Source organism: Burkholderia arboris (genome assembly GCF_038723655.1).
GTDB classification, from domain to species: Bacteria; Pseudomonadota; Gammaproteobacteria; order Burkholderiales; family Burkholderiaceae; genus Burkholderia; species Burkholderia arboris.
In genome coordinates this window covers 1,214,129-1,228,875 of sequence record NZ_CP109823.1, presented here as the reverse complement: position 1 = coordinate 1,228,875, position 14,747 = coordinate 1,214,129, and the positions used below count along the sequence as shown (strand labels likewise).

Below are 14,747 nucleotides of genomic sequence, written 5' to 3'. Positions count from 1 at the left end.
CAGCGCACCCAATGAAAGCTGCAGCACCCATCGCCCCCGCCCATTCAGATCTCGTCGGAAAACTCGTCGAGAAAGCGCTGCAACCGGTCGCGACGCATGATCGCCATGCGCGTCCCGGTGACGGTCTGGAACCCGGTCGCCAGCGTCAGCAACTTCGTGCGGAAGTGGTCGATCGCGAATCGCGCGTCGTCGAGCGCCCGTTCCGATGCGTGCGGATCGGCCGGGTCGTACAGCGCGCTGCCCATCCGTCCCGCGACATAAAAGCAGCGTGCGACACCCACCATGCCGATCGCATCGAGCCGGTCGGCATCCTGCAACACCCTGGCTTCGAGCGTCCTCGGCACGATGCAGGCCGAAAAACTGTGCGCCTCGACCGCATGCGCGACGGCATCGATCTTCGCGTCCGGCCAGTCGAGCGCCTTCAGCACTTCGCGCGCCTTGCCCGCCGACAGCCGCGATGCCTGCGCGCGCAGCGGAGAATTTTTCTCGACGGCCACACAGTCGTGCAGCACCGTCGCCGCACACAGTACTTCGGCATCGCCGCCTTCCGCGGCCTGGATCGCGGCGGCGTTCTTCCACACGCGCTGCAGATGCGACGTGTCGTGGGCACCGTCGCCGTGGGCGTCGTGCCAGTGAGCCAGCAAGGTGGTGGCCAGTTCCTGAAAGGGGGCGAATGCAGGGGGCGTCACGGGTGCGGGAGGTCAAAGACGGGAAGGCGATTATCCCTCAGGTCGAATCCGGCACCTCGCTGCCGGCGCACCGGACAAACCGTTACCGCCAGTTGAACCCCGTTGGCTTATAGTGCGGAGTGCCCATTCAACGAGGAGAGCGCTCATGAAACTGCAGGCCAGCGGTCCGTTCGAAGTGAAGCTGAATCCGGAATCCCTGAGCGCCGTCGCGGAAAGCAGCGGGCTCGGCCGCATGTCGCTCGACAAGCAATTTCACGGCGACCTGGAAGCCGTCAGCCACGGCGAGATGCTCGCGTTTCGAAGCAGTGTCCAGGGCTCTGCCGGCTACGTGGCGATGGAAACCGTCCAGGGTACGCTCGGCGGGCGCAACGGCAGCTTCGTCCTGCAGCACAGCTCCACCATGACGCGCGGGCAGCCGCAGCAGTCGATCACCGTCGTGCCCGATTCCGGAACGGGCGAATTGCTGGGGCTTTCCGGTTCGATGATCATCCACATCGACAACGGCCGGCATTCGTACAGCTTCGACTATGAATTGCCTGACGCGGCGCAGTAAGCCGCTCACGGCGGCGGCGCCCAACCCGGGACGGTGACACGGCCCGGCGTCACACGACGGCCTCGTCACGCAGACGGAACTGCGCGACCGCCGCGCTCAGTCGCGCGCCCTGTTCGTCCAGCGACAGCGCCGCGGCGGCCGCCTCCTCGACCAGCGCGGCATTGCGTTGCATCGTCTGCTCCATCTGGATCACTGCGGCGTTCACCTGCTCGATGCCCGACGATTGCTCCTCGAAGGCCTGGCTGGTTTCGCTCATGATCGCGTTGACACGCTCGACCGCGGCGACGAGCTCGGCCATCGCCGAGCCGGCCAGCGCGACGAGACCGCTGCCGTCTTCGACGCGCCGCGCGGAATTGCCGATCAGGTCGCGGATTTCCTTCGCCGCCGAGGCACAGCGCTGCGCGAGGCCGCGAACCTCCGTCGCGACGACCGCGAAACCGCGCCCCTGCTCGCCCGCGCGTGCGGCTTCGACTGCCGCGTTCAACGCGAGGATGTTCGTCTGGAACGCAATGCTTTCGATCACGCCGACGATGCCGGAGATGCGGGCGGAGCTGGTCGAAATCTCGGACATCGTCTCGACCACGCGCTGCATCGCGTCGCCGCCGCGCGCCGCAATGCCGGCCGCGCCTTCGACGTACGTACGCGCATCGCGCGCGTTGTCCGCATTCTGGCGCACGGCCGCCGTCAGTTGCTCGACGCTCGCGGCCGCCTGCTGCAGCGACACGGCCTGCTGCTCGGTGCGCGCGGACAGGTCGACGTTGCCGCTCGCGATCGTGCGTACGTCGCCGACGATCGTCTCGGTGCTCGCCCGCACCTGGCTCACGGTATCGACGAGGCCGTCCTGCATCCGCCTCAACGCATTCAGCAGATAGGCCATTTCGTTTTCACCCGGGATGACGACGGTTCCGGTCAGGTCGCCTTTCGAGATTTTTTCGAACTGGCCGACCGCGAGATTGATCGGCTCGATGATCGCCTTCGCGAGCACGCGCTGCGCGACGAAGCCGACGACGAGCGCCAGCGCCGCGACCGCCCCCATCCCCCATACGATCCGGTGGAAATGCACGCCGGCCGTATCGTAGCGGGCCTTCTGACGCGTGACCTGGAACGATTCGAGCGCGTCGATCGCCGCCTGGTAGGCGGCGAACAACGCAGGCGGCGCAGTGCGTTGCGTGTCGAGGAAGTTGAATCCATCGTCGCCGTCCAGTTGCGACAGCGCCTTCAGGAACACGCGGTCAAGCAGCGCGCGACGACGGCTCTGCAGCGTGTCGAACAGCGCCTGTTCGTCCGCGTCGCGCGCATGCAGGCGCGCGTAGGCGTCCAGTTCGTCGTTGCTCTGCTTGAGGAGTGTGTGGAGCTGCGCGACTTCGTCCTTCGCGGACTGGCCCGCACTGATGACCTGCGCGACGTCGCTCATGCGTTCGCGCAGCACGAGCATCCGCTCGGAGCTGGTTTTCAGGTGCAGCAGCGACGCGGTGTCGTCGCGGTACATCGCCTCGAGCGAACCGTTGCCCAGATAGAGGGCGGCGATGCATGCGCCGACCACCAGCACGAGCAGCACGGTATAGCCGGCGATGGTCGCAACGAGTCCACCACGGATTGTGAGTTGTTTTCGCATGACGTTCCCTTGGGCTGGCCACGCACGGCCAGCGGCGGATTTGGATGCCGGATCACGAACGATGCGCGCCGTGTCGCAACACGCGGCGCGGGGGCTGCGAACGGGTTAACGGCAGCGGGAACGGGCAGGTTTTACCTGCACGCGACGCGAATCTTGACGATTGCGACAGATGGGGGGAGAAGCAGCGCGGCTACCCGCCGTCGCCGAGCCTGGCGCGAATCTCGTCGGCCGACAGGTCGCGCTGGTGCGTGGCGATCTGCCAAACGTTTCCCCACGCATCCTTGACCATCGCCCGCCTGTCGCCGTACGGCATGTCGGCGGGCGCTTCCAGTGAAAGCGCTTGCGCCGCAATCGCGCGCCGATAGGTCGAATCGGTATCCTCGACATACACGTATAAAAACGCCGGCATCGGATCGCGCAGGCCGGCGCCGCCGCTGATCATCACGACGGAATCGCCGATCCGGATCTCGGCAGGCAAGCCGGCCCGGAATTCGCCCTGTGCGTGAAACACCGTGCGGATGAAGGCGATCAGGTTTTCCGGATCCGGCACGACGATGCGGGGCGTGACGGTATGCCATCCATCGGGCTGGAATGGGGCCATGGTGTGCGACCTCCGACGAGATTTCCGAATGGATTCTCCTCCGTGGAAGACAGCCTGGAAAGGGGCGTGCGGCCTCACGCCCCGGTTTCGTAAAACAGACCGTATTCACCCTTCGTCCGCCGGATTCGCGCGAAACCGGCCTCTCCCAGATGCATGCCGGCAATCATCAGCCCATCCGTGCTGATCCAGTCCAGCAACCGCGATCGCGTGGCCGCTGCCCGGGACGCATCCTGATCGAATGCAATCGATACGTCCGGCCGTTTGATCTGGACGTGCGGAAAATGCACGATATCGCCCCACACCAGCAGGCCCTGATCGCCGGATTCGATGACATACCCGGTGTGCCCGTCGGTGTGTCCCGGTAACGGCATCGCGCGGATCCCCGGCAGCACGTCCCCTTCATCGAACGTCCGGAGCACGTCGCGGTAGCCGTCGAATGCCTGACGCGCGATCAGGAAGTTGCCGCGTGCCCGCTCGCTGGCACGGCTCAGATTTCCGTCGTCCCGCCAGAATTCGACCTCCCGTCGATGCGCAACCAGCTCCGCATTCGGAAACGCCACGTGCCCGGCGGCATCCACCAGCCCGCCGACATGGTCGGGATGGGCGTGTGTCAGCAGGATGGTGTCGATCGCCGCAGGTTCGATGCCGGCAAGCCGTAAATTGTCCCGCAGGCGGCCGCCCCATTGCTTGATGCCGCCGGCCCCGGCATCGATGAGCATGGTGCGGCCCTTGCCGCGCACCACGTAGCAGTTGATATGCACTGCAGAGGGTTCGTTCTGCCCTGCGTCGCGCTGCATCCTGGAAGCCTCGGATGCGTCGATATTCGACAGGAAGTCGAGGCTGGCCGTGAGGTAGCCGTCGCTTATCGAGGTGATCGTGAAATCCCCGACTTGCTGACCGGGAAAGGTAACGGTGGACACGGTGCGTCTCCTGGCCGGCTAGTTCCGGGCGTGAATGTTCGGCGCGGCATGGCCGAAGCAACGGATGCGCGCCGTCAGGCCCGTGCGGCGGGCGATGGCGTGATCCAGCGCTTCCATGAACGCGTTCATGACCGCAGGCGGGCGAAACGACTCCGCACGATACTGGACTTCCGCGAAAACGGGATGCCCGTGTCCGTGCCGGACGCTCACATAAATGATGTGGACGTTCCCGAGGTCTGCCTGAAGAACATCCGTACAGAGTTCGATGCAGTCGCCGGACAGCCCCGCGAGGTGCTCGTCGGACGGCATGCGTTCCGCATCAATATGGAAAGTCACGTTGGGCATCGCGCCCCTCCTTTGTCAGTTGCTCCGTCATCGGTGCATAAAGGTAAAGGTCTGCCGGCGCGTTCTCGACGAGCCAGGCGTCACGCCGCGGCAGCACGGCGAGCCAACGGTGCGCCGGAACCTGCTCCAGCGCAACGGCCTGCATGGCCAGCGGGTTCAGGCCCATCCCGATCAGCGGATCGGGCCCGCTTGCACTCAGCACGAGAAGTTCGTCGGCCGCGACCGCCGGCGCAAGACCGATATCGCTGTAGAGATTGCGGTGCCAGTCGGTGATGTGCTGCTGCCACCGTGCGAAATTGCCGCCGCCTTTCTGGCGATATTCATCCCCGGCCAGCACGTCGGGACCGTCGACCGTGTGGACGGCCAGATAAACGGGGCAGCCGTCGCCGATCGATTTGAAACGTTGCGACGTATGAAAGCCCGTCACCGAGATGAGGGCCGGCAGCTTTTCAAGGCTGTAGAAGTCGTTCCATTCGGCTTCGCTGCCGGGGTCGGCGAAGCTGCATTCCACGGTGTAGATCATCGGATTGTCCTTCGTGACGGATGAGCATCCTGCTCCGTGAACCTGGATGTTCAGTGCAGTGACGTAATGCTAATCTGCTGCTTCCCGCGTATATATCGACTTAAAGTCAGCCTTCAGTGATATTTGCTCAAGCTGATGTCGAACGCGCTCCAACCGACGAGACCCCCGATGCGACGCAAGATCCCGAGCAATTCCGCGCTCCTGGCCTTCGAGGCGGCTGCCCGGCACGGCAGCTTCGCCCGTGCCGCCGACGAGCTGGCACGCACCGAAGGCGCCGTCAGCCGCCAGATCGGCCGGCTGGAGGCGTTTCTGGGTGTGACGCTGTTCGAGCGCGTCGGGAACCGGGTGCGGCTTGCCCCCAACGGCACCCGATACGCGGTGCAGGTGCGCGAGATTCTGGATCGGCTGGAACGGGACAGCCTGTATCTCATGGGCCAGCCCGTCGAAGGCGCGAGTATCGACATCGCCGCGATTCCGACCTTCGCCACCCGCTGGCTGATCCCCCGGCTGAAACGCTTTCAGGATCGGCATCCGAACATCACCGTGCATATCGCCGAGCGGATGGAACCCTTCCTCCTGGCCGGCAGCGGTTTCGACGCGGCCATTCATTTCGAGCATCCGGCATGGACCGGCATGCATCTCCACCGCCTGCTGGAGGAAGTGCTGGTGCCCGTCTGCAGCCCGGCGCTCCTCGAGGGCGTTGGCGCGAACCCGTCGCTGGATGAATTGCCGCGCCTTCACCGGCGGCAGAATCCGGACGCGTGGCAGAGCTATGCGCAGGAGACCGGCATCGTGCTCACCAATTCGGCCGTCGGCCCGCGTTACGATCTCCATTCGATGCTGATCGAGGCGGCGCTGGCCGGCCTGGGGGTGGCGCTGGTGCCGCGCCTTTACATCGGGACGGAGCTGGAACAAGGTCGTCTGGTCGCGCCCTGGCCCGACGGCAAAGCGGTGACCAAGAACTTCTGCCTCGTGCTCCCCGAGCCGATCGAATTGAGCGCGGGGCCTGCACAGGCGTTTGCGGAATGGGTGCTTGGCGAGGCGCGCGGGTCGGCGCCTTGATGCCTCGCCGGGTGGTCGTTGCAGGACAACCGGGCGTCCGGAAGCATGGCGATGGCGATGGCGATTCTCGCCCATGTCGCCACCGCGGCAGCCCTTCATTCGGGAAGTCCTTTACACATGATGCAGACAGACATCGAAGCCCCGGGGCCGGGCGCCCCCCTGAGCGGCACGCTGTTATCTCCGGCCGCGGGCGATGTGCCCGTGGTGCTGATCGTGCCGGGATCGGGCCCGACCGACCGGAACGGCAACAATCCATACGGCATTCAGGCATCGACCTACCGGATGCTTGCCGAAGGATTGCTCGCCAACGGTATCGCGTCGGTTCGAATCGACAAGCGCGGCATGTACGGTAGCGCGTCGGCGATAGCGGATGCGAATGACGTCACGATCGACGACTATGCGGCGGACGTCCGCTCGTGGGTGACGGCCATCCGGACGCAGACCGGTGCGTCCTGCGTCTGGGTGCTGGGGCATAGCGAGGGTGGCTGGGTCGCGTTGTCGGCGGCACGGCAAGCCGTCGACATCTGCGGTTTGATCCTGGTGTCTTCGGCAGGACGGCCGCTCGGGCAAGTATTGACGCAGCAACTGCAGTCGAACCCCGCGAATGCCCCTGTTCTCGGCAACGCCATGTCGATACTCGAATCGCTCGAAGCCGGAAAGACGGTGGATGCGGCCCGGATCGACCCGGCGCTGATGCCGTTGTTCAGGCCGCAGGTTCAGCGGTTTCTGATGAGCGAATTGGCCGTCGATCCGGTGGCGCTCCTGGCGGGTTGTACGAAGCCGGTGCTGATCGTTCAGGGCGCGCGGGATATTCAGGTCGGGCTGCAGGATGCGCAACTTTTAAAGGACGCAAATCCACGCGCGCGGCTGGCGGTTATCGCTCATGCCAATCATGTGCTCAAGACCGTGCATACGGAGGCTCGGGACGAAAACCTTGCCGCGTATTCGGACCCGAGCCTTCCTCTGGCAGACGGTGTGGTGGAGGCTATTTCGGTGTTCGTTCGGGAATCGGCTGCGGGTCGGGATGCTTGCCACGCGCCTTCGGAACGGGAAAACGAGCGATGACCGACCTGATTCGATTCCAGGTTCGGCCGGTGTATCACGGGAGCGAGCTGCTGGTCGAGATACTCGAAGACCATCGTGCCGCCGGTTTTCCCAACGTCGCTGCGATCCTGAAAAGCGCGCTGCATTCCGTTCAGGTCCCTCATCCTGACGGCCTCGATAACCCGCGGGTCGCGTGGTCTCAGGACCGCTATTTCAGCTATTGGACGTATGCTCGCGGCGACTATGAAATCGACGACGATATCTGGGGATTATTCGTCACGGCTTCCGTCAACAACTCGCCCATCGTCGCGGACATCGAGCGGGCGCTTCTGTTGACGGGGAAGTTCGTGAAGGAGGAAGTCGACTTCGGGAAGTTCGCGTGACGCCGAAGGATTCGAAGAAGATTGAATCACAACGGGGCGTGACGGCTCTCGGTAGTCTGCGACGCGTGCTTCGGGTCGACTGAGCTGCCTGGATCCGGCGGCAAGCGTCGATGAGCGGTCAGTCGACACTCGGGTTGATCAAGTTCGCCTAGGGTATGGACGGCAGCGTTGGGTTGCGGATTCAACCCGTCGATGCCGGACGTCGCCTTCGCGCCGAAGCGTATCGTTCGATGCCCGTCACGGACGAAACTGCATCGACAAGCGCAAGCATTGAATTCAGGTCTCGTCCGAAACAGCGGCCGTCTGATCGTGGAGTAGTATTCCCCCATATCCAGGCTATTGCTCGGACTGTACGGCGCACAGCCAACCCTTTGACCGGGGCGGCAAGCTCGTCAAAGGGTTGGCGAACTGCTTCGACGATAGGTGTGGCGGCGTCGGCCGTGACGACGGCATCGATGGGAATGCATCATGTCAACCGAGTGGAAACACCGCGTCAGACTGTTCATCCAGCGTTTCTGGCAGCCGACCAGTGCGTGCATGACCTGCATGCCGGGAAGCTGGGGCAATATCATGAGCCTTGCCCACTGGACTATTGCACTTCATACAGGTCTGCTTACTGGACTCCTGGCTGTGCTTTTGACTTTCACGCCTGCGGCGAAACTCTACGCGCATCGATACGGCAATGCGCTGGTCGTGGGCGCCCTGACAACGTTGGGCGACGCCTACTCGCACGCGAGTCACTATCGTCTCCCCTACGTCGAGCACATCGTGACCGGTGCAATTTCAGGTCTCCTGACGCTGGTGGCCTCCTATCTCCTCGAAGATCGCGCGCGACGCCTTCGGGCCGTATGGGCTCGGGTTTTCGGATAGCTTGCCCGCGGACTTTCCGAATCCGCCGGCTCAAACGGAAAGAGGCTCCCCAATGTGGCCATGCTGCATGACCGGGAGGCAGTGCATGGACAACAAGAGCTCGCGACAGTTTGCATGCCCCTGCGTCAGGGCGCGGCCAGGAGGGGACACTCGATGACACCGTTTGGATCGTCGACGATCACTTCATGCGCCACCGGAAAATCCTCACGACCGCTTCGCGTCCCCCGCTACTGCAGAGCTTTACATTGATTGATGAACCCCGCGATCACGCCCGTAAGCTCCTGAGGCCGTTCGAGGGACGGCAAATGTGCGGTTCCTGATACCTGATGGAACGTCCCGCGGGATACGTTTGCCGCGACGTAACGACTTCGCTCCTGAATTCCGGGGAGGTCCAGATCCCCACACATTACCAGCGTCGGTACAAATAGCTCCCTCAACCGTGCGTAAGCGATCGGTGCATCAGTGTTCGTGCCCGTCGGCGGCAAACCGAGAGCGGCAACGTTCATCTCGTCAAACAGTTTGCGAGCTTCACCCGTCACACGCCCCTCAGGTTGAAACGGACCATCAAGCCAGAGCCTGGTTCGAATTGTGACGGCCTCATCAATATCTCTCCTCGCTTCTGCCGCCGCCAAACGGGTGATCAGATCTTCAACCCGCGCTGCATGAGTCATTTTTGGCGCACCTGTCACACTCGGCGCGACAAGAACGAGTCCGCGAACATACGACGGATACCGAAGAGCTGCGTCGAGAGCGATGCCTCCACCCTGAGAGCAGGCAACGACTATCGCAGGAGATCCACCTGCCACCAATTGGAGAACGGCGATCAAATCTTCAACGGCAGAGTGGTCCTCTGCCGCGGCAACCGTTTCGCCAAATCCGCGTCGGTCATAGGCGATAGCTTGGTTGCTTTCGCCGATTGCGTGCATCTGCTGGCTCCACATCCTGCGATCGGCGACCCGGGCGTGCAAAAATACAATCGGTTCCCCGCTTCCGAACACTTCCGTTGCGAGCTTGGCACGACCTGAAGCGACCAGGATGCTTTTCATCGCGAACCGCCGTATGTGTGAGAACGTGCATGGTACACGCTGCGCGGACTTGAAGCCCGCGCTGCCGAATGGTCGCTTTACGGGAAACCGGGAAACTGAACGGGATCAGAGGTCGCCGCTCGCAGACGTCGGCCGCCGGTCAACCACGGCCGGCTACATCGGGCGGCAGCCGGCCAAGAAGGGGCAGTCGGAGCGCGAATCGCGCGACCGCTTACGGGCCGTGAGGGTGGCTCTATGGTAGTCTTCGAAGTCGTCTGCGCATGCCCGAGTTTCGAGATTACCCGCGGCAGCCCTTTTATGGTTGTCCCGGGGTAGCTACATCCGCGAAGCAGTCAAAGCGGCACGTGGAGTGGGCATTGAATAGGCTTAAGCTGAATCGCAACAGCACAATCCCCGATAGGCCATGTACGTCAAAAAAATAACTCTCCACCGATTCAAGCAGTTCAAGGATACAACCATCCGGTTGCAGTCGGGGCTTTCCCTCGTGGTGGGGGGTAACAATAGTGGTAAGTCTTCCCTCCTGCAAGCACTTGCGACTTGGCAGTTCTGTAAAACGCTGCTCGAAATTGAGAAGGGGCGAGCCGGCTGGCTACAAACAAAAACAAAAGCAGGTGTCGGGATGGGGATCGTGGACTTTACACCTTTGCAGATCCCGTCGCTGAGCCATCTTTGGACAAATCTAAAATCGAACAAGGACACGGAGACTGATGGCTACACGTTAAAGATTGGGGTCTATTGGGATCTTGATTCGGGAGAAGAACGTCACCTCGAGATAGGACTGTCGTTGGCAAATGACCGGTTGTTTGTGAAGACCACTTCTACGAACCTTTCGGAAGGCGAGGTCATGACCAAAGACGGTGGTCCGATTGATGGCAACGTCCCGAGGATTGGGTACTTGCCACCTTTTGCGGGAATTACGGACCGGGAAGCAAGGCTCACGCCAGCGATGCGTGAGCGACTAATTGGGCAAGGACTATCAGGTGGGGTGATCCGAAATGTGCTCTTCGAACTTCACGAGGAGAACAAGCGGAAACGGGCGAAAATGCGGGAAGGGAAGACAAAGATCAGCAACTCGGATCTCAAATCCCTACGGGAAAGCGACGCTTGGGAAATTCTTCTGAAAACAATCCAGTCGACGTTCGCGACAGAAATTAAAGTGGTTCCTTTCAATGAGCGGTACCATAGCTACCTGCGGGTTGAGTGCGTGAAAGGAGAGTTCAAAGAAGGGGCATTCAAAAAATTTCCCAAATACAACTCTCGGGACCTTATGGTCGAGGGTAGCGGATTCTTGCAATGGCTCAGCGTCTACGCGCTGTCCCTATCGCCGGACGTTGACGTAATTCTCCTTGATGAACCCGACGCGCATCTTAATGCCACGTTACAAAAGGAGCTCGTCGTGGCATTGCGCAAAACAACAGAGGCGACTGGTAAGCAAGTTCTCATGGCGACCCACTCTCCAGAACTCATCCGTTTCTACGACTACGACAAGGTCTTGGCGGTCGCGAACAGAAAAGCTCAATACCTTGACGAGCCTGGGGGCAAGGTAAAAGTGCTTGGTGGCATCGGTACGATTCACACGCCGACATTGCATGCGCTTATGGAGAGTAAGCGAATGTTGATCTTGGAGGCCGAGAGCGACGCGCGATTTCTTAGAATCTTGGCGGACAGGGCGCAGATCGCCTGGCCCAAGAATGTCGTGCCGTGGTATTGGAATGGTCACGCATCGGAACGTCGACGACTCTTTTTACAGTTACAAAAGGAGATCCCAGGCCTCCAGGCCGTCAGCATCAGGGATCGTGACGACGAGCCGGACGATACCGTAGGTGCGGACCTGATCGACAAATCGAACCCACCCAAAAACGACGGATTCACGGCAATGAAGTGGCGTAGGCGGCACATCGAGAATTATTTGCTGTGTGGATCGGCGATTGCACGTGCCGCTGATAAGCCAGTGGATGACATTCGAGCGTTCTTCGCCGATAAGCACGGATTGGCATTGCCGGCCGATACGAGCGCTACGGACGTGTTGATTGCGGTCCGGGACGCTCACGGCAAGGAGATATTTACAAAGGGCGACTGCATCAAGTCGACCTACAATCTCGTACGAGAAGACGTCGCCAAGAATTTGGAAGTAGACGAAATCGCGCACGACCTTGTCACATTTTTTGCCGCGCTCACGGAACTCGCGAAATGATCAATCGCTTCTTGTGAGCCGCCTACTGCAACACCGGAGCTTTCGTGAACTGCCCGAGCGCGCGTACGCGCGAAAGGCACATTCGACTGAGGCGGATGTCGGTCGGATGTGTGGAAAAGCCGTCAGTCGCGCTCGGTATTCGAATGTCTCTTTCGGGTCGGCAGCAATCACTCACTTGCGCCAGCAACAGACGACAGGCGGTCCGAAACCGGCCGAAGCAACGAGCGACAGCATACTCGACGCTCCCCCGGAAGGTCCGCTCGAGCCCTACGCATCGACGATCCCCGCTTCGTCATGAACCACGACATTCAACCCCTCCGCCCCACGCGGCGCAACGAAGTACCGGGTAATCAACTCGAACTCCGCCTCCGACGCCTGAAACGGATGCTCCCCTCGCGCATTGCGCGTGTGCAGCCGTGCTTTGCAAACCGCATCGCCAACATCGAGGAAATGAAGCCGATGATCACGGCCGGCGGCCTTCGAAACCCCAAGCCCCCAAGCACGCGCCGCCACGGTATTGAACGGAAAATCGAGCACCACCGAAACCCCCGCCCGCAGTAAGGCGCAGACGTGATCCCCGATCACATCCTTGACGCGCTTAGCACATCGAACATAATCCTCGACCGACAGAATCTCCCCCGGATAGAGCCGGGCGAGCCACACGTCCTCACTGAGCAGTACGGTCCGCTGTTCGCTCGCGAGCCTCGCGGTGAGCGTCGACTTCCCCGACGCGATCTTGCCGCATACCATGTGGAGCAACGCCGCGTCGCTCGATGGCACGGCGTGAAGTGAACTCTCGGTCTGCATATCCAGGCGCTCCCCGTGGATGGCCCAGAAAGCAAAAACCCGCCTTCCGGGCGGGTTGTGATGACAAACGTTCAGTCGATGGCTACCCCGCCGGCAAAAGTGCGGCGCAAATAATCGAATGGGTAGACGGTCGGTTCATGTGCCTCAGAATAATCAACTGCCCAATCCGGCGCAAGCTAGTTCGACACAGCAGGCTTCAACGCGCTGCGCACGCAAAGCCGGCACTCACACAACCATCGCCCCGCACCGATCACGGCCAAAGGCTACCCTCCTCCCCCAACCCGCGCGCAGCCAGCCGAACCGTGGCATCTTCGTTCCACTTCCTGCTACCCGAAAACAGCCTGACAGAACGCGCAACCGGCGACCAATCGCGATCGCGCAACGCATTGAGGTCGAGCGCCACCTCCAGCGCGCGAAACTCCCGCAGCCTGTCCTGCTCATCCAGTCCGACCAGTGTGGCCAGCCTCTTGCAATTGAACAGCGACAGCCGTTCCAGCCTTGCGCCGGACAGATCCAGCGCCGACAGCTGCAGCTGATCCTCGATGCGCAGCGCGGAAAGCGACGGCAAGCGCGACAGGTCACCCATCGTGGACAGCCCGCGCACACGAAGGATCTGCAGCAGTTCGATGGTGGGGCTCGACAGATCGTCGAGATTGTCGCGACCGCCCAGGAGCAACGTCATTTCCTTCAGGCCCGGGCTCGCCTGGATGAAGCCGAGAGGATACTTTTTCGCATAGCAACTGAGCGTCAGCTTGCGCAACCCGGGCAGGCTCGCAATCGCGTCGATGCCCTTGGCATGGCCCTGGACGAAGAATTCGGTCAACGATCCGCATTTCGCCAGCGGCGACAGGTCGATGTTTCGCTTTTCGTTTTCCGACAGCATCAGCCGCTCGAGCCGGCCCAGTTCGATCGTGTCGAGGAAATCCGGCCGGTTCAGATTGAACACACCGAAGCCCAGCCGTTTCAACCCCGGCAGCCTGCCGATTTCCTCTTCATGGACGATCTCGGTCAGGCAATCGACCGACAGGTCGCGTGTTTCAGGCAATTGGCGCAGCACGGCCGCATCGAACGACGTCTGGTAGTGACCGTAGAAACGGACCTGGAGCCGATCCCCGGCCAGCCGGCAAGCCTCGTTCAGCGATTGCAGGATGTCCGGGCCGTAGGCGTCGGGCTTGCTGAACTGGACAACCACCCGCCCGTGCTGCTCGCAGGCATGCGCGATCTCCGTCGGCGAAATGGTTTCCGGATTGGTCATCCGGCCATCGAATACCTGCACCATGCTCTCTCCGGCAATGGGTTCACGGTCTTGTCGTCAGGCGGTCGCGGCCCGCATCCGCGCACGGTCCGACGCCTGCCTTACTTGAATTCCGGCTTCCGATGATACAAAACCCCTGCCGTGCGTTACTTCGGAAACACACCCTTGCTCATCGAGTCGAGCTGCCGAACGATCTCCGCGCGCAATTCGGCCGATACCTCGATGCTGTCGAGCAATTCCGAAATCCACAGCCCGTCGGCGGCGAGCCGGCAGATCATCAGCGTCGCGGCCTGCGCGAGTGGCACGGGATCGGGCCGCGTCCATTCGCGCATCGGCACCGACCATCGCTCGCGCGTGTCCTGCTCGGTAATCATCGATGCGACCAGCACGCGCAGCACGTCGGTACTCGCGGCCGGATTGGCCGCATCGAGCACCGCATGCAGATAAGCACGCGCCGCCGCGCCGTCGCCGCCTGAATCCGCCGACATTCGCGCGGCCATCTGCGCGCCGAAGCGCTCGGTCGCCTGCCCGAACAGCGCATCCAGCAACCCCTGCTTGTTCGCGAAGTGATACTGCAGCGCGCCTTTCGTCACGCCGGCGCGCTCGGCCACCGCATCGAGCGTCAGCGCGGCCACGCCGTGATGTGTCGCGATTTCCGACGCAGCCGCCAGCAACTGCGCCCGCACCTGATCCGGCGCTTTTTTCCGACGCACACCGGCGACGGCGGCGGCCGGCGCCGGTGATCCTTCGGACGCCCGTGCACCGGCCGTTCCAGCCGGTTCGACAGGCGCGGACACGTCGTGCGGCGCGGGTTCGAGGCGTTTTTTCATGGTGCGGATG

16 protein-coding genes are annotated in these 14,747 nt (G+C 62.1%); 6 read left to right on the top strand and 10 right to left on the bottom strand.

Annotation, left to right across the window (positions count from 1 at the left end):
- Positions 1-44: 44 nt before the first annotated feature.
- A complete protein-coding gene (locus OHZ10_RS38055; protein ID WP_059241280.1) occupies positions 45-689 on the bottom strand; it encodes an HD domain-containing protein in 645 nt (214 codons plus the stop codon).
- A 145-nt stretch (positions 690-834) separates the two neighbouring features.
- Between OHZ10_RS38055 and OHZ10_RS38050 the strand changes: the two genes are divergently transcribed.
- Positions 835-1,242, top strand: a complete 408-nt coding sequence (locus OHZ10_RS38050) for a DUF3224 domain-containing protein (RefSeq protein ID WP_342706240.1) — start codon at positions 835-837, stop codon at positions 1,240-1,242.
- A 49-nt stretch (positions 1,243-1,291) separates the two neighbouring features.
- On the opposite strand, the gene OHZ10_RS38045 is transcribed toward OHZ10_RS38050, so the two are convergent.
- The 5 genes from OHZ10_RS38045 to OHZ10_RS38025 form a co-directional block, all read right to left on the bottom strand.
- Complete coding sequence (locus OHZ10_RS38045; protein WP_256087721.1) at positions 1,292-2,857, bottom strand: methyl-accepting chemotaxis protein; 1,566 nt, start codon at positions 2,855-2,857, stop codon at positions 1,292-1,294.
- Positions 2,858-3,047: 190 nt separating this feature from the next.
- On the bottom strand, positions 3,048-3,536 hold the full coding sequence (locus tag OHZ10_RS38040) for a VOC family protein (RefSeq protein ID WP_226196065.1): 489 nt from the start codon (positions 3,534-3,536) through the stop codon (positions 3,048-3,050).
- The gene (locus OHZ10_RS38035; RefSeq protein WP_342706239.1) at positions 3,533-4,378 is read right to left on the bottom strand and encodes an MBL fold metallo-hydrolase; all 846 of its coding nucleotides are present in this window, start codon (positions 4,376-4,378) and stop codon (positions 3,533-3,535) included. Before OHZ10_RS38035 ends, OHZ10_RS38040 begins: the two co-directional genes overlap by 4 nt.
- A gap of 18 nt (positions 4,379-4,396) precedes the next feature.
- Entirely contained in the window at positions 4,397-4,723 is a 327-nt protein-coding gene (locus tag OHZ10_RS38030) for a hypothetical protein (RefSeq protein ID WP_059241275.1), read from the bottom strand.
- Positions 4,698-5,246, bottom strand: a complete 549-nt coding sequence (locus OHZ10_RS38025) for a sugar ABC transporter (protein ID WP_174992286.1) — start codon at positions 5,244-5,246, stop codon at positions 4,698-4,700. Before OHZ10_RS38025 ends, OHZ10_RS38030 begins: the two co-directional genes overlap by 26 nt.
- Positions 5,247-5,414: 168 nt before the next feature.
- On the opposite strand from OHZ10_RS38025, the gene OHZ10_RS38020 reads away from it, so the two are divergent.
- The 4 genes from OHZ10_RS38020 (at position 5,415) to OHZ10_RS38005 (ending at position 8,605) form a co-directional block, all read left to right on the top strand.
- Complete coding sequence (locus OHZ10_RS38020) at positions 5,415-6,308, top strand: LysR substrate-binding domain-containing protein (RefSeq protein WP_059242410.1); 894 nt, start codon at positions 5,415-5,417, stop codon at positions 6,306-6,308.
- A gap of 117 nt (positions 6,309-6,425) precedes the next feature.
- Positions 6,426-7,373, top strand: coding sequence for an alpha/beta hydrolase (locus OHZ10_RS38015; RefSeq protein ID WP_425394809.1), 948 nt, complete (start codon positions 6,426-6,428; stop codon positions 7,371-7,373).
- Positions 7,370-7,735 (top strand): hypothetical protein, encoded by a 366-nt coding sequence (locus OHZ10_RS38010; protein ID WP_059241273.1) that lies wholly within the window; start codon positions 7,370-7,372, stop codon positions 7,733-7,735. The genes OHZ10_RS38015 and OHZ10_RS38010 overlap by 4 nt, the downstream gene beginning before the upstream one ends.
- Before the next feature lie 468 nt (positions 7,736-8,203).
- Positions 8,204-8,605: a hypothetical protein gene (locus tag OHZ10_RS38005; protein ID WP_342706237.1), complete on the top strand. Its 402-nt coding sequence runs from the start codon at positions 8,204-8,206 to the stop codon at positions 8,603-8,605.
- A 227-nt stretch (positions 8,606-8,832) separates the two neighbouring features.
- Here OHZ10_RS38005 and OHZ10_RS38000 read toward each other — a convergent pair whose 3' ends face one another.
- Complete coding sequence (locus tag OHZ10_RS38000; protein WP_342706236.1) at positions 8,833-9,651, bottom strand: alpha/beta hydrolase; 819 nt, start codon at positions 9,649-9,651, stop codon at positions 8,833-8,835.
- A gap of 403 nt (positions 9,652-10,054) precedes the next feature.
- Between OHZ10_RS38000 and OHZ10_RS37995 the strand changes: the two genes are divergently transcribed.
- On the top strand, positions 10,055-11,845 hold the full coding sequence (locus tag OHZ10_RS37995) for an AAA family ATPase (RefSeq protein ID WP_342706235.1): 1,791 nt from the start codon (positions 10,055-10,057) through the stop codon (positions 11,843-11,845).
- Between the two features lie 267 nt (positions 11,846-12,112).
- On the opposite strand, the gene OHZ10_RS37990 is transcribed toward OHZ10_RS37995, so the two are convergent.
- The 3 genes from OHZ10_RS37990 to OHZ10_RS37980 all read right to left on the bottom strand — a co-directional run bounded on the left by OHZ10_RS37990 (position 12,113) and on the right by OHZ10_RS37980 (position 14,737).
- The gene (locus OHZ10_RS37990; protein WP_340625864.1) at positions 12,113-12,652 is read right to left on the bottom strand and encodes an ATP-binding protein; all 540 of its coding nucleotides are present in this window, start codon (positions 12,650-12,652) and stop codon (positions 12,113-12,115) included.
- A 250-nt stretch (positions 12,653-12,902) separates the two neighbouring features.
- Positions 12,903-13,931, bottom strand: a complete 1,029-nt coding sequence (locus OHZ10_RS37985) for a hypothetical protein (RefSeq protein ID WP_342706234.1) — start codon at positions 13,929-13,931, stop codon at positions 12,903-12,905.
- 122 nt (positions 13,932-14,053) lie between these two features.
- Positions 14,054-14,737, bottom strand: a complete 684-nt coding sequence (locus OHZ10_RS37980) for a TetR/AcrR family transcriptional regulator (RefSeq protein ID WP_059241267.1) — start codon at positions 14,735-14,737, stop codon at positions 14,054-14,056.
- Positions 14,738-14,747: the final 10 nt, after the last annotated feature.

Coding starts and splice junctions, on each gene's coding strand:
- OHZ10_RS38045 (WP_256087721.1), bottom strand. CDS start 2,857: ATGCGAAAACAACTCACAATCCGTGGTGGACTCGTTGCGACCATCGCC.
- OHZ10_RS38010 (WP_059241273.1), top strand. CDS start 7,370: ATGACCGACCTGATTCGATTCCAGGTTCGGCCGGTGTATCACGGGAGC.
- OHZ10_RS38025 (WP_174992286.1), bottom strand. CDS start 5,246: ATGATCTACACCGTGGAATGCAGCTTCGCCGACCCCGGCAGCGAAGCC.
- OHZ10_RS38005 (WP_342706237.1), top strand. CDS start 8,204: ATGTCAACCGAGTGGAAACACCGCGTCAGACTGTTCATCCAGCGTTTC.
- OHZ10_RS38030 (WP_059241275.1), bottom strand. CDS start 4,723: ATGCCCAACGTGACTTTCCATATTGATGCGGAACGCATGCCGTCCGAC.
- OHZ10_RS37990 (WP_340625864.1), bottom strand. CDS start 12,652: ATGCAGACCGAGAGTTCACTTCACGCCGTGCCATCGAGCGACGCGGCG.
- OHZ10_RS38050 (WP_342706240.1), top strand. CDS start 835: ATGAAACTGCAGGCCAGCGGTCCGTTCGAAGTGAAGCTGAATCCGGAA.
- OHZ10_RS37980 (WP_059241267.1), bottom strand. CDS start 14,737: ATGAAAAAACGCCTCGAACCCGCGCCGCACGACGTGTCCGCGCCTGTC.
- OHZ10_RS38020 (WP_059242410.1), top strand. CDS start 5,415: ATGCGACGCAAGATCCCGAGCAATTCCGCGCTCCTGGCCTTCGAGGCG.
- OHZ10_RS38015 (WP_425394809.1), top strand. CDS start 6,426: ATGATGCAGACAGACATCGAAGCCCCGGGGCCGGGCGCCCCCCTGAGC.
- OHZ10_RS37985 (WP_342706234.1), bottom strand. CDS start 13,931: ATGGTGCAGGTATTCGATGGCCGGATGACCAATCCGGAAACCATTTCG.
- OHZ10_RS38000 (WP_342706236.1), bottom strand. CDS start 9,651: ATGAAAAGCATCCTGGTCGCTTCAGGTCGTGCCAAGCTCGCAACGGAA.
- OHZ10_RS37995 (WP_342706235.1), top strand. CDS start 10,055: ATGTACGTCAAAAAAATAACTCTCCACCGATTCAAGCAGTTCAAGGAT.